The sequence below is a fragment of the Flindersiella endophytica genome (assembly GCF_054779015.1).
The window spans coordinates 265,502-283,279 of the sequence record NZ_BAAGYY010000028.1 but is presented as its reverse complement, the minus strand read 5'-3'; the positions used below and the strand labels follow the sequence as shown (position 1 = coordinate 283,279).

General features: G+C 68.9%; 17 protein-coding genes. 9 read left to right on the top strand and 8 right to left on the bottom strand.

Annotated features, from left to right (window positions below):
• Positions 1–2: 2 nt before the first annotated feature.
• Genes ACYVF6_RS35130 through ACYVF6_RS35115 form a run of 4 tightly spaced genes read right to left on the bottom strand, consistent with a single transcriptional unit; the run spans position 3 to position 4,952 of the window.
• Entirely contained in the window at positions 3–833 is an 831-nt protein-coding gene (locus ACYVF6_RS35130; protein WP_460527729.1) for a carbohydrate ABC transporter permease, read from the bottom strand.
• Complete coding sequence (locus tag ACYVF6_RS35125) at positions 830–1,720, bottom strand: carbohydrate ABC transporter permease (RefSeq protein ID WP_460527727.1); 891 nt, start codon at positions 1,718–1,720, stop codon at positions 830–832. The genes ACYVF6_RS35130 and ACYVF6_RS35125 overlap by 4 nt, the downstream gene beginning before the upstream one ends.
• A gap of 2 nt (positions 1,721–1,722) precedes the next feature.
• Positions 1,723–3,027 (bottom strand): ABC transporter substrate-binding protein, encoded by a 1,305-nt coding sequence (locus ACYVF6_RS35120; RefSeq protein WP_460527725.1) that lies wholly within the window; start codon positions 3,025–3,027, stop codon positions 1,723–1,725.
• A 17-nt stretch (positions 3,028–3,044) separates the two neighbouring features.
• Entirely contained in the window at positions 3,045–4,952 is a 1,908-nt protein-coding gene (locus tag ACYVF6_RS35115; protein WP_460527723.1) for a right-handed parallel beta-helix repeat-containing protein, read from the bottom strand.
• 169 nt (positions 4,953–5,121) lie between these two features.
• Between ACYVF6_RS35115 and ACYVF6_RS35110 the strand changes: the two genes are divergently transcribed.
• Genes ACYVF6_RS35110 through rpmG form a run of 7 tightly spaced genes read left to right on the top strand, consistent with a single transcriptional unit; the run spans position 5,122 to position 10,124 of the window.
• Positions 5,122–5,850, top strand: coding sequence for a FadR/GntR family transcriptional regulator (locus tag ACYVF6_RS35110; protein WP_460527721.1), 729 nt, complete (start codon positions 5,122–5,124; stop codon positions 5,848–5,850).
• A complete protein-coding gene (locus ACYVF6_RS35105; protein WP_460527719.1) occupies positions 5,847–6,647 on the top strand; it encodes an enoyl-CoA hydratase/isomerase family protein in 801 nt (266 codons plus the stop codon). The genes ACYVF6_RS35110 and ACYVF6_RS35105 overlap by 4 nt, the downstream gene beginning before the upstream one ends.
• 12 nt (positions 6,648–6,659) lie before the next feature.
• Entirely contained in the window at positions 6,660–7,859 is a 1,200-nt protein-coding gene (locus tag ACYVF6_RS35100) for a CaiB/BaiF CoA transferase family protein (RefSeq protein WP_460527717.1), read from the top strand.
• Positions 7,856–8,596 carry an SDR family NAD(P)-dependent oxidoreductase gene (locus tag ACYVF6_RS35095; RefSeq protein ID WP_460527715.1) on the top strand — a complete coding sequence of 247 codons (741 nt, stop codon included), beginning with the start codon at positions 7,856–7,858 and terminating at the stop codon, positions 8,594–8,596. Before ACYVF6_RS35100 ends, ACYVF6_RS35095 begins: the two co-directional genes overlap by 4 nt.
• Positions 8,593–9,654: an aldose 1-epimerase family protein gene (locus ACYVF6_RS35090; protein ID WP_460527713.1), complete on the top strand. Its 1,062-nt coding sequence runs from the start codon at positions 8,593–8,595 to the stop codon at positions 9,652–9,654. Before ACYVF6_RS35095 ends, ACYVF6_RS35090 begins: the two co-directional genes overlap by 4 nt.
• Before the next feature lie 43 nt (positions 9,655–9,697).
• Positions 9,698–9,949 (top strand): 50S ribosomal protein L31, encoded by a 252-nt coding sequence (locus ACYVF6_RS35085; RefSeq protein WP_460527711.1) that lies wholly within the window; start codon positions 9,698–9,700, stop codon positions 9,947–9,949.
• 7 nt (positions 9,950–9,956) lie between these two features.
• Entirely contained in the window at positions 9,957–10,124 is a 168-nt protein-coding gene (gene rpmG, locus ACYVF6_RS35080; RefSeq protein ID WP_460527709.1) for a 50S ribosomal protein L33, read from the top strand.
• Positions 10,125–10,293: 169 nt separating this feature from the next.
• Here rpmG and ACYVF6_RS35075 read toward each other — a convergent pair whose 3' ends face one another.
• On the bottom strand, positions 10,294–11,937 hold the full coding sequence (locus tag ACYVF6_RS35075) for a PLL family lectin (protein ID WP_460527707.1): 1,644 nt from the start codon (positions 11,935–11,937) through the stop codon (positions 10,294–10,296).
• A 116-nt stretch (positions 11,938–12,053) separates the two neighbouring features.
• On the opposite strand from ACYVF6_RS35075, the gene ACYVF6_RS35070 reads away from it, so the two are divergent.
• Positions 12,054–14,384 carry an ATP-binding protein gene (locus ACYVF6_RS35070; RefSeq protein WP_460527705.1) on the top strand — a complete coding sequence of 777 codons (2,331 nt, stop codon included), beginning with the start codon at positions 12,054–12,056 and terminating at the stop codon, positions 14,382–14,384.
• Between the two features lie 63 nt (positions 14,385–14,447).
• Here the strand turns inward: ACYVF6_RS35070 and ACYVF6_RS35065 are convergent, their stop codons facing one another.
• The 3 genes from ACYVF6_RS35065 to ACYVF6_RS35055 all read right to left on the bottom strand — a co-directional run bounded on the left by ACYVF6_RS35065 (position 14,448) and on the right by ACYVF6_RS35055 (position 16,715).
• Complete coding sequence (locus ACYVF6_RS35065) at positions 14,448–14,885, bottom strand: hypothetical protein (protein ID WP_460527703.1); 438 nt, start codon at positions 14,883–14,885, stop codon at positions 14,448–14,450.
• Positions 14,886–14,998: 113 nt separating this feature from the next.
• Positions 14,999–15,502 (bottom strand): NUDIX hydrolase, encoded by a 504-nt coding sequence (locus ACYVF6_RS35060; RefSeq protein WP_460527701.1) that lies wholly within the window; start codon positions 15,500–15,502, stop codon positions 14,999–15,001.
• A 37-nt stretch (positions 15,503–15,539) separates the two neighbouring features.
• The gene (locus ACYVF6_RS35055) at positions 15,540–16,715 is read right to left on the bottom strand and encodes a mandelate racemase/muconate lactonizing enzyme family protein (protein WP_460527699.1); all 1,176 of its coding nucleotides are present in this window, start codon (positions 16,713–16,715) and stop codon (positions 15,540–15,542) included.
• Positions 16,716–16,886: 171 nt separating this feature from the next.
• Between ACYVF6_RS35055 and ACYVF6_RS35050 the strand changes: the two genes are divergently transcribed.
• Positions 16,887–17,759, top strand: coding sequence for a hypothetical protein (locus tag ACYVF6_RS35050; protein ID WP_460527697.1), 873 nt, complete (start codon positions 16,887–16,889; stop codon positions 17,757–17,759).
• Positions 17,760–17,778 lie beyond the last annotated feature (19 nt).

The following is a 17,778-nucleotide window of genomic DNA, read 5'->3' as shown; positions in this document are numbered from 1 at the left end:
GTTCATCCTTTCGTTGCGCCGGCCGTCAAGCCGCTCACGATGTGGCGCTGCATGACGACGAAGAAGACGAAGATCGGAGCGATTGCCAGGAGCAGGGTGGGAAACACGACCGTGTAGTCGGTGGTGTACTCGCCGACCGCGGCGTAGATCCCTGTGGTGATGGTGTAGAGCCCGCTGCCGGGGCCGAGGATGATCTGCGGGTTGACGAAGTCGTTCCACACCGACAGCGTGTTGAGGATGACCATGGTGGCGACCACCGGCCGCAGCAGCGGGAACACCACCCGCCAGAACGTACGCAGCCGTCCCGCGCCGTCGAGCGCGGCCGCCTCGTCGATCTCGACCGGGATCGAGCGGATGTAGCCCGCGTACAGGAAGATGGAGAACGGCAACGTCAGCGTGGTCTCGAACAGCACGAACCCGCGGATCGTGCCCATCAGGCCGAGCACCTTGAGCACGTAGACGACCGGGATCACCAGCACCTGGCTCGGGATGAACGTCCCCGCCACGAAGAACACCAGCAGCAGGCGGTGCCGCAGACCCTCTCCACGCGCGATGACGTACGCCGCCGGGCAGGCCAGCCCGATCGACAGCAGGTTGACGCACACGACGAACAGCAACGAGAGTCCGTAGCCCCGCAGGACCTCGAAGTCGGGATTGTGCAGCGCGCTGCTCAAGGGATCCAGCGTCAGCCGGCCGAAGGTGGGCGCGAACGGATGCGCGACGATCGCCTGCTGCGGCTTGAACGCGTTGACCACCAGGACGTACAGCGGCGCGAGCATCACGATCGCGGCGAGTGTGAGGAACGCGGATCGCAGGAAGGCACGTAGGTTCATCGGTGGGCCGCCGTCTCACTGCGTTGCCTGGCGCGCATCACCACGAGCGCGAGCGCCGCCGTCACGGCCATCAGCAGGATCGCCTCGGCCGCGCCGTAGCCGAGCTGGTTGGTGTGGAAGGAGTCCCACAGGATCAGGTATGCCGCGGTCTGCGTCGTGCCGGCCGGGCCGCCTCCGGTGAGCGAGACGACCAGGTCGTAGGTCTTCAGCAGCGTGATCAGGCACAGCACGATGTTGAGCGTGACGACCGGTGCCAGCGCGGGCAGCGTGACGTGCCGGAACACCTGCGCACGACCGGCGCCGTCGATCCGGGCGGCCTCCAGCAGGTCGGCCGAGACCGTCTGCAGCCCGGCCAGATAGAGCACCAGGTTGACGCCGAAGCCCGCCCACACCAGCACGCCGATCAGCGACGCGACCGCCCAGCCCGGATCGGACAGGAACGGGATCGGTGAGCGGCCGCCGCTCGTCAGGAGGGAGTTGACGGCACCGTTCGCGCCGAGGATCGCGCCCCAGAGGAAGCCGATCGCGAGCACGCTGATTACGTGCGGGTAGAAGAACACCAGCCGCAGGAAGCTGTTCAACCGGCTGCGCGAGTTGACCAGCCGGGCGAGCCCGAGGCCGAGCAGGTTGAGTGCCAGAGTGCCGGCCGCGGCGATGACGAGCGTGACCACCGCAGCCTGGATCGCTTCGGGATCGGAGAACACTCGGGCGTAGTTGGCCAGGCCCACCAGGTCGGGCTGAGCGCTGTAGCCGTCCCAGTTCGTGAGGCTGAGACAGGCCGCGACACCGATCGGGACGACCAGCATGACGGTGTAGACGATGACGGCCGGAGCCGTCATCACCGCCGTCACCAGCCCGTCCCGCCGAAGCCTGCTTACCCTTGCCACGTTCAAGAGCCGTTCGCTTCCATCCACGTGTCGAGGTCGCCCGCCACCTGCTTCGGCGACCGGCCGACGTAGAGCCCCTGCACTGCCTCGTTGAACTCGCTGTTGAAGCCGCTGGGCAACGTCAGGTCGCCGTAGCCTTCGCCCTGCGGTGTGGTCGAGGGTGCGTCGGCGAGCAGCTGGTTCACGCCGCCGCAGACCTCGGTGGAGCACCAGTCGACACCCGGCTTGAAGTTGCCGTCCTGCTTCAGCTGGGCCGCGACCGCCGTCTTGTCGGTCACGAGCCACTGGACGAGCTTCCGTGCCGCCTGCTGGTTCTTGCCGGCCTTCAGCACCATGTACGGCAGCGCCATGGTCGCGCCCATCGGCCCGGGGTACGGCAGTCCGGCAGCGGTCGGCGCGGAGAACACACCGGCCTTGAACGACTTGTCCGCCTGTGCCTCGTTCTGGGCCAGGGTCGAGACCAGCCAGCTGCCCATCACGTACATCGCGGACGTGCCGCCGAAGAACGCGGTCTGCGCGTCGACATCCTTCAGCCCGAGAGCGTTCTTGTCGAGGTAGCCCTTGCCCAGCCAGCTCTGGTAGAGCTCGAGGTAGGGCAGCAGCGAGTCGCCGACCTCGACCTTGCCCGCCTTCACCCGCTGGTACCAGTCGGGTGTGGAGCCGATCACCGACGGCCAGCACAACTGCAGCAGCTGCAAGCCGGTCACGTAGTCGCCCGCGGTCTGGAACGGCAGGTAGCCCGCGGCCTTCAGCTTGGCCATCGCGGCCGTCAGCTCGTCGAGATGCTGGGGGAGCGGATCGACGCCCGCCTTGGCGAACGCGTCCTGGTTGTAGTAGACGAGCGACTGCGCCTGCATGCCGACGCCCACGGTGTAGGTCCTGCCGCCGAGCTTCGCAGGTTCGACCAGCGGCGTGCCCGACACCCAGCTCTGGTCGCCGAGATCGGCCAGGTGCGGCGCGAGCTTGGCATCCGCCATCAGCGTCTCAACGATGTCGGGAACGTCGCCGGAAGCCAGCAGCTGCGGCAACGAGTCCTTGACCCCGCTTCCCGTAGGTGCGTCGACCTGCACGGTGACGCCGTTGGCCTTCTCGTACGGCGCAACGAGATCGCGCCAGAACGCCTTGGTCAGGTTGGGTGTGATGTTCACCAGCATCCGGATCTCCGTCTGCCGGCCAGGGTTCTTGGACCCGGAGCCGCCGGAGTCTGGTGTCGTGTTGTCCGAGAAACCTTCACCGCCGCAGGCGGCGGCTCCCAGAAGCAGGGAGCCGCTGCCCGCGAGGAAGGCTCGCCGCGTCGGCGCAGCCATCGTCGTGTCTCTTTCCGTCAGTCTGTCGGTGGAGTGGGGTACGGGAAGTCGGCCGTGACGCCGATCGCGTCGTACTGCATCTTCGACGGGTCGAAGCCGGGGTCGAAACTGTTGTTGGACAACGTGTTGCAGTTGCGGCTGCCCTTGAACTTGTTGCCCTGGACGTTGGTCACCTCGATGTTGGAGAAGCTGAAACCGCAGCCGCCGAAGTCCATGTGAATGCCGTTCGACGACGGGTTCAGCACCGAGGGGTCCGGGTTGCCGTCCTCGATCGTCACCTGATCCACCGTGTTGATGATCGGGTTCGGCTCCTGGTTCTGCAGGCCGTAGGCGTAGAACGCACCGAGCTCGTTGCTGTCCTTGCCGTAGTGCGCGAGGCGCAGGTACGTGAATGTGTTGCCCTTGGCATAGGTGTCGGCGTTGGCGACCTCCGGGCGGGTCTCCAGCGTCACGGCGTAGCGGGCACTGTGCTGGATGACGCTGTGGCTCACCTCGTTGTCGCCGGTGTTCATCAGCTCGACGCCGGAGGCGTCGCCGGGCACGAGCTCACCGAAGTGGTCGATGAAGTTGTTGGAGAACGTGTTGCCGTGCGCGATGTCGCCCTCGCCCGGGTAGCCGCCCTCGACCTTGATGCCGTCACCGCCGATGTGCTCCAGCAGGCTGTCGGTGACCCGGATGCCCTCGTTGGCGAACAGCAGGAAGACCGCGGTGTAACCGGTGTTGGAGATGTGCAGCCGGCGCAGGTCGATGTTCTTGCCGTTGGTGACGGTGATCGCACCGAACCGGTTGCGCGGCAGCTCGATCTGTCGGTCGTACTGCGGGTACTTGTGCACCTCGCCGGAGTCGCCGTCCTGGTTCCAGCCATAGCGGTACCAGTTGACGAAGTCGGTGTACTCCAGCGCGAAGCCGTCGAACACGACGTCGTGCACGCGACGGTCGGGCGAACTGCCGGCGAGATCGAAGATGGTCCGCACCGTCGGCGCGTAGACGGTCCTGCCGTCGAGCGAGCCGCCGCGCGGCCAGTAGTAGACCATGCCCTCGTCGGTGTCCAGTGCGTACTCACCGGGCTGGTCGAGGAAGTGGATGGAGTTCTCGATGTAGTAGCGCGACCCGCCTTCGTCGGACGTCATGGGGTAACGCGTCGCGTACTGCAGCGTCACCATGTTGTTGTTCCACGACATGTTCTGGATCGGCACGGTGTCGGTGAACCAGATCCAGTCGTGCCCGGACCACACCACGACCCGCGCGTCGTGCAGGTCGCCCCAGGTCGGCTCCCACGCGGGATCCCAGTCGCCGGGGTTGAACGTCAGCCACTTGGGTGTGTTCCAGCGTTCGGGCTGCGGGTTGGTGGAGACGAGGTAGGGCGCCCACTCGTCCTCGGATCTGCGGTTCGGTGTACGAGCGGTGGTGGCGCGCTTGCCGTCCTCGAACAGGGTGTAGAAGGGCCTCGTGCCGTCGACCTTGGCCCGGTAGATGTCGCCCTCGTACCGCTCCCAGCCGGTAACGGGCTTGGCGCCGAGGAAGCGGGCCTTGCCGGGACCGTCGTAGCTGCGATAGACGACCTGGTTGCCGTTGTTGCCCGAGTCGGCGTCGTCGAAGCCGACCGTCTGGTTCACGGTGTAGTCGCCGGCCCGGAAGTTGACGACGACGTCGCAGCGCATGCGGCTCTTCGCGTTCAGCCCGTGGTCGCGGATGTAGTCACGCGCGTGCTCGATCGTCTTCCAGGGCTTGGCTTTCGTCCCGTCCGCATGGTCGTTCCCGGTTGGTGAGACGAAGAGTTCGGTGGTCCGGCAGGCCGCACCGGCCGCTGGCGCGGCGCCGGTCAGCGCGTTCGCCGTGACGCCGGCGGCGATCAGCGCCGCGACGGACGCGATGCCGAGGACCCTGGCCTTTCCGCCCGCCAGGCTTGGCTTTCGTCGAAACATGACCCTCCTCCGCTCCCTTGATGTTTCGGGACCGTAAACGTGGGTCACACCGCGGTCAAGACACTTCATCTGATGAAGACCGGATTTGGTCAGATGAAGTGAGCATGGTCGAACGGAAACTCCGTTACGCTGCCAGCACGGAACGGGCGCCCTGCCGGAAGGAGCATGTGTGGATCAGGTGAGGCCGGCCGGGCGGGAACGGCACAGTCAGGTCGTACAGGTGCTGGGCGCGCAGATCGTGCGCGGCCGGCACGAGCCCGGTGTCGCCATGCCCACCGAGGACCGCCTGGTGGAGGAGCTCGGCGTCGGCCGGTCGGCCGTCCGGGAGGGCGTCAAGGTGCTGGTGGGCAAGGGGCTGCTGGAGACCAGGCGCAGCGCGGGCACGCTCGTCCGCGCGCGTGACTCGTGGAGCCTGCTCGACCCCGACGTCCTGCACTGGCGGTTCGAACCGACCGCCGAGGATCGCGACATCCGGATCCTCGCCGACCTGCGGGTGGCGCTGGAACCGGGTGCGGCGCGGGTCGCGGCCGAACGAGCCGACGCCCGCGGGCGGCAGCACATCGCCGAGACACTGGCCGCTCTGTACGCGACGGCGGATGAGCCCGACGCGTTCATCCAGGCCGACCTCGCGTTCCACCGTGCGGTGTTCGCGGCCTGCGACAACGACCTGTTGCTCTATCTCTACGAGGTCATCAGCATCGCGCTGCGTTCGGTCCGGCAGGTCCACACGCGTTCGATCGAGCACAACAAGGAGACGTTGCCCAACCACGAGCGAGTCGCCGAGGCGATCCGCAAGGGGCACCACCGGAAGGCGGAGGAAGCGATGCGCGTAGTGGTCGAGGTCGCCCGGGCAGATGCGGAGAGCCGCATCTACTGCTGCGGCGGTGCTGTGACATGACCGGGGACCTGAGCGGGCCGGGCGCTGGGCAAGGTTCGGTCACTCTCGAGACGGCCGGGCCGGTGGCGGTGCTGACGCTGGACCGGCCGGAGAAGCTCAACGCCATAACGCCTGAGATGGCGTCGCAGCTGCAGGATCACGTCGACCGGCTGAACCACGACAGTTCGGTGCGGGCCGTGGTGCTGACCGGTGCGGGCGAGAAGTCGTTCTGCGTCGGCAGCGACGTGAGCGAGCTGTCTCGATACGAGACTGTCTGGGACTTCCGCAACCGCGAGGACTACGGCGACGCAGTGCGGGAGCTGCGTAAGCCGGTGATCGCGGCGGTCAACGGATATGCGTTCGGCGGTGGGCTCGAGCTCGCGATGGCGTGCGACATCCGGCTGGCTTCCTCCGCCGCGACGTTCGCCGCGCCGGAGATCAAGCTGGGCTGGATCGGTGGCGCGGGACAGGCGGTCGGGCTGGCGCAGAGCATCGGGCCGAGCAACGCCGCGTTGCTCCTGCTGACCGGTGATCCGGTCGATGCCTCGACAGCCTTGTCCTGGGGGCTGGTGAGCCGGGTCCACGAACCGAACCAGCTGCTCGTGCAGGCGCAGGTGCTGGCCTCGACGATCGCCAAGCGGGCGCCGATCGCCGCCGAGAGCGTCAAGGTGAACCTGTGGGCGGCCTACTCCACCTCACCGGACGTCGCTGTCCGGTACGAGCGTGACCTGCAGGCGATCTGCTTCGCGACGAAGGATGCGGCCGAGGGGCGGGCGGCGTTCCTGGAACGTCGCGAGCCACGGTTCGAAGGACGTTGAGGGGGCTCTCACGTGGGTGTGCTCGATGGCTACCGGGTGCTCGACCTGTCGGTCGCGATGGCCGGGCCGCTGGCGGCGATGCGCCTTGGCGACCTGGGAGCGGACGTCATCAAGGTCGAGCCGGTCACGGGGGAGTGGCAGCGGTCGGCGCCGGCCGGAGGTGCCACCGGCAAGCAGATCAACGCGTCGTTCCTGGCGTTGAACCGCAACAAGCGGAGTCTCGCGGTCGACCTGAAAACGTCGGCAGGACAGGAGATCGTACGCCGGCTGGCTGCGTCGTCGGACGTGTTCATCCAGAACTATCGGCCGGGGGTGGCTGCGCGCCTGGGTGTCGACTACCCGGCGATCCGGGAGATCAATCCGCGGATTGTCTACGTGTCGATGTCGGGCTACGGGGAGGGCGGGCCGTACGCCTCCCGAGCCGGGCAGGACCTGCTGCTGCAGGCGCTGACCGGAGCGATGTTCAGCGTGGGCCGGGCAACGGATCCGCCCGCGCCGTCGGGGACGTACGTCGTGGACGCGGTTGCCGCCTACAGTGCGTTCGAGGGAGCGCTGGCGGCGTTGCTGCACCGGGAACGTACCGGCGAAGGGCAGCTGGTGAGCGTCAACATGCTGGACGCGGCGATCGCCGTACAGATGCAGGAGCTGTCGGTCTTCACGGTCGGGGGAGTGCCGCAGCGGCGGGGCGAGGAGCCGCACGGGCACACCTACATCCGCGCCCCGTACGGCGTGTTCGCGACCAAGGACGGCTATGTGGCGCTGGCGATGCCGCCGCTCGACAAGCTGGGCGAGGCGTTGGAGCTGCCGGAGCTGGCTGCGCTCGACTCCGACGTCGACGGGCATGCACAGCGCGATCGGATCACCGGATTGGTGCGGACACGGCTGGCGGAGCGGACGACCTCGGAGTGGTTCTCGGTCTTCGAGGCGCACGGCCTGTGGGCCGGACCGGTCCATTCGTACGCCGAGCTGCTCGATGATCCGCAGGTGCGGCACAACGAGTCGTTCGTGACGTACACGCATCCGACCGAGGGGGTGGTGACGACGCCGGGCTTCGCGTTCCAGCTGAGCTCGACGCCGCCCTCGGTCCGGCTCGGGGCGCCGCTGATCGGTGAGCAGAGCTCGGACGTGCTGGCCGACATCGGCTATTCCGCTTCGGAAATCGCCGGATTCCTGGAGAGCGGGGCGGTGGCTGAGACCGGAGGTGAGTCGTGACGACGGCGTTGGTGACGGGCGCGGGTGGCGCGCTCGGGCGGGCGACGGCGCAGCGGCTGGCTTCCGACGGGCACACGGTCGCGGTGCTCGACGTCGATCCGTCGACGGTCGGCGAGACGGTCGAGCTGGTGTCCGCCGCCGGCGGGCGGGCGCTGCCGGTGGTGGCCGACCTGCGTTCGGAGTCGGCGGTGGAGTCGGCGTTCTCCCTTGTGTCGCAGGAGCTCGGGCCGGTCGGCGTGCTGGTCAACAACGCGGCGATCTATCCGGCGCGGCCGTTCCTCGAGGTGCCGGTCGCGGAGTACGACGACGTGGTGGCGGTGAACCAGCGGGCGTACTGGCTGTGCGCGCAGGCAGCTGCCCGGCAGATGGTGTCGGCCGGTGGTGGGGGCGCGATCGTCAACGTCGCGTCGATCACGATGCACGGTGGATGGCCGGAGCTGGCGGCGTACGTGTCGACCAAGGGTGCGGCGCTGGCGTTGACGCGTGCGCTGGCTCGGGAGCTCGGTCCTCATGAGATCCGGGTCAACTGCGTTTCGCCTGGGGCGTTTCCCACGGCGGCGGAGCTGATCCATCCGGATCAGGAGGCGTATCAGGCCTCGGTGCTGTCGAGTCAGGCCTTGAAGCGGCGTGGGCAGCCTTCCGAACTGGCGAGCGTGGTGGCGTTCCTGGCCGGCCCGGAGGCGTCGTTCGTCACGGGGCAGTGCGTGGAAGTCAACGGTGGTTGGGTGATGACATGAACCTCCATGGGCAGTCGTTGTCGCGGTCCTCGCTGGCGCGGTTGACGGGCGACCTGTCGGCCGCGGGCGGCGTACGGTTGGTCGAGCTGGCCGACGGCGTGGAACGCGGGATCCGGGCGCTGGAGTTCCGGACGGGCAGCGGGCTGGCGTTCGACGTCCTGGTGGACCGGGCGATGGACATCGGGCCGGCGTCCTACCGTGGCGCTGCGTTCGGCTGGCAGTCTCCGACGGGATTCCGGCATCCGGGCCTGCACGAGTACGCCGACGAGGCCGGGCTGTCGTGGCTGCGCTCGTTCTCCGGCCTGCTGGTGACAGGCGGGCTGGACCACACGCTCTTCACCGCCTCGGTGGACGCGTCTCAGTATCACTATCCGCACCGATCGACCGTGTGGAACGGGCTGCACGGCCGGATCGCCAACGTTCCGGCGCGGTTGACAGGCTACGGCACCTCGTGGTCGGGCGACTCGTGCGTGCTGTGGGCCGAGGGCGAGGTGCGGCAGGCGGCGGTGTTCGGCGAGAACCTCGTGCTGAACCGCCGCATCGAAGCCGACCTGGACGGCTCGTCGATCCGCCTCCTGGACACCGTGACCAACGCCGGCTTCGACCGGACGCCGCACATGTACCTCTACCACATCAACGTCGGCTGGCCCTTCCTCGATGCCGGAGCCCGCTTCGAGGCACCGATCTCGTCCACACTGTGGCAGTCCGACAGCGTTGCGGAGCAGGGGGTTTCGCACCTGTCGCTGCCAGGCCCTCAACCGGGGTTCGTGGAACAGGTCTACGAGCATGCGCTGCAACCGGCTGAGGATGACTCGGTGCAGGTGCGCCTGGTGAACCCGCGGCTCGGTGTGTCCTTCGAGCTGTCGTACTCGGCGGCGGAGTTCCCGGCCTACTTCCAGTGGATGCACCTGCGAGAGGGCGCCTACACCCTGGGCTTCGAACCCTCGACCAACCACGTCGAAGGCGCCCTCGCCGCCCGCGAAGACGGCACTCTGATCTGGCTCGAGCCGGGCGAGTCCCGCAGCTACAGCACCACCTTCCGAGTCGGCGACCTGTGACCGCCGGGGAATAGAAACGGATGTCATTTCCGTTGAGGCGGACATGAAGCGAGCCATTCACCCCGACTACCGCCCGGTCGTCTTCCAGGATCGCGCCACCGGCGACTCGATGCTCACCCGCTCGACGATGACGTCGGACCGTACGGTGACCTGGACGGACGGCAACACCTACCCGCTCGTGGTCGTCGACGTAACCGCCTGGTCGCACCCGTTCTGGACCGGCCAGGGCCGCGTGCTCGACACCGCAGGCCGGGTCGAGAAGTTCAACCAGCGCTACGGCCGGCAAGGGAAGTGAGGCGACGATGGCCAGGCGTAACGAAGCCCGCGGCGTGGTGAAGCTGCGTTCGACGGCGGGAACCGGCTACACCTACGTGACCACGAAGAACAGCCGCAACGACGCCGACCGGATCGTGCTGCGCAAGTACGACCCGATCGCCCGCCGCCACGTGGAGTTCCGCGAAGCCCGGTGACCGCGGACTCGCAGCGCAACGGCCCCGGCTCCGATATCGGATCGGGGCCGTTCCGCGTCCAGGCCACCTGGGCCGGGACCCCTCTCGAGACGACACTGCTTGGCTGGTCCGGTCTGACCGAGATCCGTCGCGTCGCTGTCCGCCGACACTTACAGGACACCCCCTACCGCTACAAGGTGTTCAGCTGGGCGAGGATCGACCAGAACGATGTCGAGGTCGTGCGGTAGTCGTACTGGCTGCCGCCGATCGCGCCGGCGTCGATCGTCGCTTCGACGAACGCCTGTACGCGCGTGTTGTCGACGGTCGTGCTGCCTTCGCCCAGCACACCGCCCTCGACGTGTACGCGTTTTCCGGTGAGCGACTGCGCGCGGTTCACCTGGTCGGCCACCCAGGCCTTGACCTCGGCGGGCGTGAAGTTGTTGCGGAACGACCAGAGCGCCATCGGCACGACGACCTCGCTGTTGGCGCCGACGCCCGCCCACGGAAAGCCCGTCCACCGGCTGCCCGGGTCGGTGCCGAACGGCGAGGGCGTGATCGCGCCGACCACGGCGTCGGTGCCGGCGCGGACCTGCTGCAGGTGCGGCACGACGCGCGCGTTGAACGTGTCGTGGTCGACCTCGCCGTCGGAGCCGAACCGCTCGATGTCGACGCCGATCGCGTCGAACCGCTGGCCGGTCGGGCTGACGTAGGTGCCGATCGCCGCGGTCCGCCGGACGTCACGCGCCAGGTCGCCGTACGCCGGCACGTACCAGCCGACGACCTTCAGCCCGGCCGCGTGAGCCGCGTCGAGCCACTGCGCCATCTCGGCCTGGTCGAAGAAGTCGGCGGCGCCGTTGAACCGCGCGGTCCCGAGGAACAGCGTCCGCACACCGCGCGCGTCCAGGTCGGCGACCGCGGTCGCCGGGGTGAGCGAGGAGTAGTCGAGCGTGTCCACCCAGCTGGCGAGCCGCCGGAACGGAAGATACGGATCGACCACCCGCCAGGCCGACCACGAGCCGGTCGGCGAGCTGCGCACCTTTTCGTACCGGTAGCCGTTCGCCGACGCGGCGGCGAGGTGTACGTCGTCTCCCCGGTCGGTCGCGCCGGGCCCCGACGAGAACGTACCGCCGAGCGACGTCCATGCCGACCAGCTGCCCGTCCAGCGCAGCAGGTGCATCGCGCTGTCGGTCCCGCGTACGACGACGTCGAGCCGGCCGCTCGCCGGCGAGGCCGCGGCCGGCTGCGAGGTCAGCTCCATCGCGCCGCCCACCACCGCCTGCCACGGCGTCCAGCCGGTGCCTGCGTTGAACGCCCGGTGGGACAGGCGGTTGCCGGCAGCGCGGACGAACACGTCCAGCCGGCCGGGTGCCCAGGCTGCCGCGGCCGGGCTCGAGCTGAGCGTGCCCTCGCCGCCCAGGCGTTCCCATGGCGTCCACGCGCTGGAGTCGAAGGCCCGGTGGGACAGGCCGTCGTCGACATTCCGGACGAACACGTCCAACCGGCCGGGCTCCCAGGACGTCACCGCCGGAGCCGAGGTCAGGATGCCCCCGAGCCGTGCCCACGCCGTCCAGCTGCCGGACGTCGACGCCCGGTGCCAGAGCGCGTTGTCGGTGAAGCGCGCGAACACGTCGATCCGCCCGGGTCCCCACGAAACCGCGGCCGGCTGCGAGGCCAGGTCGCCGCCGAGGTTGATACCGCGTGTCCAGGACCCTCCCGGCAAACGGTACTGATGGATCAGGTCGCCGCCGGATGAACGCAGGAACAGGTCGGTGCGTCCGGCTGCGGACTCGACCACCGCCGGTGAGCTGATTTCCGTTGTCGGCAAGGCGATCATCGGCATCTCCACCCCATGAGTGCTGGGGGCCACCTTACGCTTCGCGACGCAACCAGTGGTGCGTTCGTGGCGTCCTCTAGATAGAGGGCGACACGCCTGCCGGGGGGGTTGCGGGGATGGAACAGGGGAACGCCGGGCGCCCGCGTCCGTTGAGTGCCGACAGTGTTTCCGCATTCGTACGCCAGCTTCGCAGTGTGAAGGCGTGGGCGGGAAACCCGTCACTCGCGCACCTGTCCCGGCTGACCGGGTTTCCGCGGAGCACCCTCTCGGATGCGCTCAGTCCGAAACGTACACATCTGCCGGCGCTCGATCTCGTCCAGCAACTCGTCCGGGCGTGCGGGTGCACGGAATCGGAAGTCACCGAGTGGGTTTCCGCGTGGCGGGCGATCCAGACCGCTTCCGACGTACGGACTGAAAGCCAGGAGCACGCGGCCGCCGTGGTTCCTCGACAGCTGCCCGCCGCGCCCAGCCGTTTCGTCGGCCGGGCGGGCGAGCTGCGGCGGCTGGACGAACTGGCGCCGCCGGGTCGGGCCGGAACGAATCTCACCATTGCCGCGATCACCGGAAAGGCGGGCATCGGAAAGACCGCGCTCGCGCTGCACTGGGCACAACAGGCCGCGGACCGATTCTCCGACGGGCAGATCTATCTCGACCTCCGCGGCTTCAGCCCTGGCGCGGATCCGGTCGCGCCGGCGGAGGCGATCCGCTACTTCCTCGACACGCTGGAGGTCCCGCCGGAGCGGATACCGCCGACGGTGGAGGCCCAGTCCGCACTTTTCCGTACGCTGGTGGCGAGTCGGCGCCTGCTGATCCTGCTGGACAACGCGGTCGACCTCGCGCAAGTCGAGCCGCTCCTACCCGGCGGCTCCGCCGGGTTCGTGCTCGCGACCAGCCGTAATCGGCTGACCAGCCTGGTGGCGAAGCACGGAGCACAGGCGATCACACTCGACGTGCTCGCCGATGGCGATGCTGGCCGGCTGCTGGCGGGCGGCACCGACCCTGCGCTGCTCACCACGGAGCCGAGCGCGGTCAGGCAGCTGATCGACTACTGCGACCGGCTGCCGCTGGCCTTGACGATCGTCGGCGCCCGGGCCTCCGCCGAGCCGGCCTGGCCGCTGTCCAGGCTCGCCACCGAACTGGCCGACGAGCGGAGCCGGCTCGACGTGCTGGAGACCGACGACCCGGACACCAACGTACGCGCGGCGTTCGCGTCCTCCTACCGCGCGCTGGACGCGGAGTGCCAGGGCGTGTTCCGGCTGCTGGGCGTTCATCCGGGACCGGACATCTCGGTGCCGGCGCTGGCGAGCATGACGGGGCGGACGCCGGTCGACGTGCGCCGTAGCTTGGACGAGCTCGTCCTGACGCACCTGGTCGAGGAGTCCGCGCCCGGCCGGTTCATCCTGCACGACCTGCTGCGTACGTACGCCACCGAACTGGCCAATGCTCACGACGCCGAAGTGGAGGGCTGCCTCCGGCGGTTGTTCGACCACTACCTGCGCACGGCCTGCACCGCGAGCCGGCTGCTCCACCCTGGCCGCGAGTCGATCGCGCTCGCTCCGAGCGCCGGGGGCGTCATCCCCGAAACCCTGATCGACCACGAGCAGGCGGCGGCCTGGTTCGCAGCCGAGCGCAGGGTTCTGCTCGCGATCATCGACCGGGCCGCCGCCGGTGGGTTCGGTGAGTACGCCTGGCAGCTGGCTTGGTCGGTGGCGAACTATCTCGATGTCCAAGGCCGTTGGGACGATCTGCGGGCGAGCCACGAAGTCGCGCTCACCGCCGCCACCCGGCTGAACCGGCGAATCGGGCAGGTGCACGCACACGCCGGCATCGCCGTCGCCCACGCTCGGCGCAACCGGTTCAGCCTGGCCGCGGGCCATCTGCGGCGGGCTCTCGACCTCTGCGAGCAGGTCGACGACGACGTGGCCGAGGCCCACCTCCATTACATCCTTTCCTGGGTCTACGCGAGCCAGGACCACCACGGCGACGCGCTGCACCAGGCCGAGCGGGCGCTGGAGCTCTTCCAGGCGTTGGGGAATCGGTCCATGCAGGCTCGCGCGCTCAATGCGATCGGCTGTGACCACGCGATGCTCGGGGACGACCGGCAGACCCTGGCGTACTGTCAACAGGCGCTTGCGATGCTACGCGAGCTCGGCGACCGTTCCGGCGAGGCCGCGACGTTGGACAGCCTCGGCTGCGCGCATCGTCGGCTCGGAAACCACCAGCAGTCGGTGGAATGCTGCCGTACGGCGGCCGAGCTCGCCCACGAGCAGGGCAGCCGCCTCCCGCGCGCCATCACCCTCGACCACCTCGGCGACGCCCACCACTCCGCCGGCGACGACACCGCGGCGGGCACAGCATGGCGTCGCGCTTTGCAGCTCTTCGAGGAGCTCGACCATGCCGATGCGGCGCAGGTCCGAGCGAAACTGGCCGGGCTCGGTCAGGCGTAGCCGAGCCCCCGGCTGTCCGCGCTGGCCGGGGTCTCGGCTGGTTCCTGGTGATGCTTGGGCTGGTCAGCAGAGCTCGCCGCCGGTGGGCTGCCCGGTGCTGATGCTGATCCAGGGAGTCCAGGCGGTCCAGCGCCGGGTGGGCTGCGCCGGGTCGCTACGGTCCTGTTCGTACAGGCGCCAGCGCACCGCGCATTCCTCGCGATGGTCGAACGCGCACTCGTGCCAGTTCCCCTCGCCCTCGGTGTTGACGCACCACCGGATCTTGCCGTAGTCGGTCTGGATCTCGGCGCCCGCGCTCCACCCGTTGGCTTCCTTGTCCAGCACCCAGTGATCGTCGCCGGACCACTCGTAACACGAGTCGTAGTACGTGCTGCTGCCGGTCCCGCCGTCGTAGTACAGACATCCCGACGGTGGACTGTCGGCGTGCGCCGCCGGCGCCGCGCCCAGCGCGAACGCGGCGAGCGTCATGATGACCAGTGAAATGACTGCTTTGACTCGCATGCGGCATTGCCTCCCTCGCTGTTGCCGATCGGACCCCCGACTCTCCTCGCGGCCAACTCGTCCGGCAACGACTTCGGAAGACCCCGGTCAACCCCGGACGCGCCGGTTTCGGGTTACAACAGCCCTCGCGAGACGAGCTCGCTCAGCGCGGCGAACGACAGCGCGGTGAAATCGTCCGGACACTCGCGCAGAGCGCGCTTCAGCTCGACCACGTCCATGAACGTGGCGTCCCGCGCGCCATCACCTCGGGCGGCGGGCCGCTCGTCGGAGTACCCGGCGTAGACCACAAGAACCGACGGCGCCGTCTCTGCGAGGAGCTGAACCACGAGGATGGGCGAGGATGTCTCGACCAACTGGCCCAGGTGTTCGTACCGCGAGAACAAGCCCTCGACCGACCCGGCCTCGATGCCACACTCCTCGCGAAGCTCGCGCCGCAAGCAGTCCAGCGCCGACTCGTCGGCCCGCCACTTGCCGCCGGGCAGCTCCCACTTGCCGAGATTGTCCGGATCGGTGTCCGGCTTCCAACGCCGCTGGATCAGCACACCACCATCGCGGCGCCTGATCAGGCCGTACACGTTGGGCAGGACGAACGTCTCCTCAGCCACACCATCCTCCATCGACCCAAGGGTCAGGTCCGCACCAGCGACAACCGCCCTAGCCCACCGGAAGCTTCTCGCCGCGGCCTTCCTGGTCGGTGTACGGCACCTCGTACAGCCCGGCTCCAGGCCGGCGGCCCCACGGGTAGCGCGACGCCACCGTCGAGACCTCTTCGACCTCGTACTGTGCGGCCGCCTCCTCGTCCAGCGTGAGGCCGAGACCGGGGGAGTCGCCGAGGACGAGGAACCCGTCCTCGATGCGCTGGTCCTTCGTGACCAACTTGTCGTTCCCAGGGTCGACCACCTCGAGCGCCAGGTGGTTGGGCAGCACCGCGGCCAGGTGGGCCATGAAATTGGCCGTGCAGTTCATCATCGCCACCGGCAGCTCGAACGCGTTCGCCAGCTCGGCGACCTGCAGAGCGCCCGTGATGCCGGACGTGTAGACGCCCACCTGCACGATGTCGACCGCCTCGCCCGCGACCAGCGGCATGAAGTCGCTGACGTCGTTGAGGTTCTCGCCGGTCGCCACGGCGGCGGTGACCGCCTCGGAGACCTTGCGCAGCCCACGGTAGTCCCAGCGTCGCGCCGGCTCCTCGGCCCACAGCAGCCGATGGGTCTCCTCGATCTCGCGGATCCGGCGGATCGCCTGCTTCGGCGACCAGTACTCGTTGGAGTCGATCGCGAGCTCGGGCTTCCCACCGGCCGACGCCAGCGCGTCGCGCATGATCGAGAGGCGGCGGAGGTCGGTCTCCTGGTCGATGCCGACCTTCAGCTTGCCGATCGTGATGCCCTGGGCGGCCATCCGCCGGTAGAACGCGGCCAGCTCCTCGTCCGACAGCGGCATGTCGATCCCACTCGCGTACGCACGCACGCGCGGGTTGACAGCGCCGAGGGTCTTCCACAGTGGCTCGTTGCCGGCCTTGGCCTTCAGATCCCACAGCGCGACGTCGAGGTGACAGCAGGCCTCCTTCGCCACGCCTTCGTTGCCACGCTTGAAGTTCTTGCTCATCATTCGCTGCCAGAGACCCTTGACGCCGGCAGGGTCCTCGCCCTCGATCAGCCCGGCGAGCCAGTGCACCTGCTTGCGCGCACCCGGGTTGCCGAGGCTGAGACCTGTGAGCCCTTCGTCGGTGTCGACGAAGATCGCCAGCTGGCCGACCCGCCGGCGTCCGTTCGGGTCGTTGGCGTCGCCGATCGGGCGGTCGAGCTCGAACTCGTACAGCTTGGTTCGCACACCGGTTATCCGCATGTACTCAGCGTCGCGCGGATCGCGCTTTCCGTACAGCAGGCGCGGTCCGAACCGGCCAGCCAAGACCGGCCAGGCAGCGTTCACCGGCAGGATGTAACCGGTTTCCCGCCAGTCCGTCCAGCCATTCGGACTTTTCGGTACGGAAGGAACCAGCAAGTGAACTGGCGGACTCGATGGGCCGAGGGCGAGAACGCGCGGCAGCGGGCGGCGTACGAGTCGGCGATCACGCGGTGGTCGGTCGTGGATGCCGAGCTGCGGGCGATGCTCGCGGCCGCGCGCAGCTTCGACCGCCTGAGCCGGCGGGAGTCGCCGCCGTGGCTGGACCTGCGGCCCGGCGAGCAGCTGCTCTGGCTGGGCTCGGACGCGCACCTGGTGGATGCGCCGGCCTGCCCACCGCTAGCACACCCCGGCTCCACCAACCTGACGATCGAGCACCTGACCGGACCGTACGAGAACGCGGCCCCGGTCACTCTGAAGCCGGTCGACCGGGGTCCGCTGGCCGTGACCGACCGGCGGGTCGTGCTCGCCGGGCGGAGTCGTCGTGAGTGGGCCTTCTCGAAGCTGACCGGGCTCGGGCACCTGCCGAGCACACCGTGCACGCTGATGAACGTGACCAGCCGCGCGACGGTCTCCGGCGTCGTGCTCGACCCGGCGGTGGCGGTGTACTTCCGGTTCAACCTCGGGCTCGGGCTGGCCTGCGGTGCCGGCGATCGGGCCGGGTTCGTGGCGCACCTCGAACGGCACCTGGCCTGGCACCAGGGCATCCGTCCGTTGCCCGCGGGACTGGTCGGCCCGGCGGAGGCGCCCGCGCCGGCCCGGCTGGCGCTCGACACGGTGAAGAGCTGGGTGACCCGCCCGGCGCGCGGCCGTGACCGTGGCCCCGGCGGAGCCGGTCTGCCGATCGCGCGCGATGTCGACGGCGCCGATGGCAACGACAACGGCCCGGCGTACGTCCAAGGTCCGGTGCATGTCGTCGGCGACGACATCTACGACCTGGACCGCAACCACGACGGGGTCGCCTGCGAGTAAGGGCCCGAGATGTAACCAG

Bases quoted from the DNA above. Each gene is read 5' to 3' on its own strand.
- ACYVF6_RS35075 (WP_460527707.1), bottom strand. From the start codon at position 11,937: ATGATCGCCTTGCCGACAACGGAAATCAGCTCACCGGCGGTGGTCGAG.
- ACYVF6_RS35060 (WP_460527701.1), bottom strand. From the start codon at position 15,502: ATGGAGGATGGTGTGGCTGAGGAGACGTTCGTCCTGCCCAACGTGTAC.
- ACYVF6_RS35090 (WP_460527713.1), top strand. From the start codon at position 8,593: ATGAACCTCCATGGGCAGTCGTTGTCGCGGTCCTCGCTGGCGCGGTTG.
- ACYVF6_RS35130 (WP_460527729.1), bottom strand. From the start codon at position 833: ATGAACCTACGTGCCTTCCTGCGATCCGCGTTCCTCACACTCGCCGCG.
- ACYVF6_RS35065 (WP_460527703.1), bottom strand. From the start codon at position 14,885: ATGCGAGTCAAAGCAGTCATTTCACTGGTCATCATGACGCTCGCCGCG.
- ACYVF6_RS35120 (WP_460527725.1), bottom strand. From the start codon at position 3,027: ATGGCTGCGCCGACGCGGCGAGCCTTCCTCGCGGGCAGCGGCTCCCTG.
- ACYVF6_RS35115 (WP_460527723.1), bottom strand. From the start codon at position 4,952: ATGTTTCGACGAAAGCCAAGCCTGGCGGGCGGAAAGGCCAGGGTCCTC.
- rpmG (WP_460527709.1), top strand. From the start codon at position 9,957: ATGGCCAGGCGTAACGAAGCCCGCGGCGTGGTGAAGCTGCGTTCGACG.
- ACYVF6_RS35070 (WP_460527705.1), top strand. From the start codon at position 12,054: ATGGAACAGGGGAACGCCGGGCGCCCGCGTCCGTTGAGTGCCGACAGT.
- ACYVF6_RS35105 (WP_460527719.1), top strand. From the start codon at position 5,847: ATGACCGGGGACCTGAGCGGGCCGGGCGCTGGGCAAGGTTCGGTCACT.
- ACYVF6_RS35085 (WP_460527711.1), top strand. From the start codon at position 9,698: ATGAAGCGAGCCATTCACCCCGACTACCGCCCGGTCGTCTTCCAGGAT.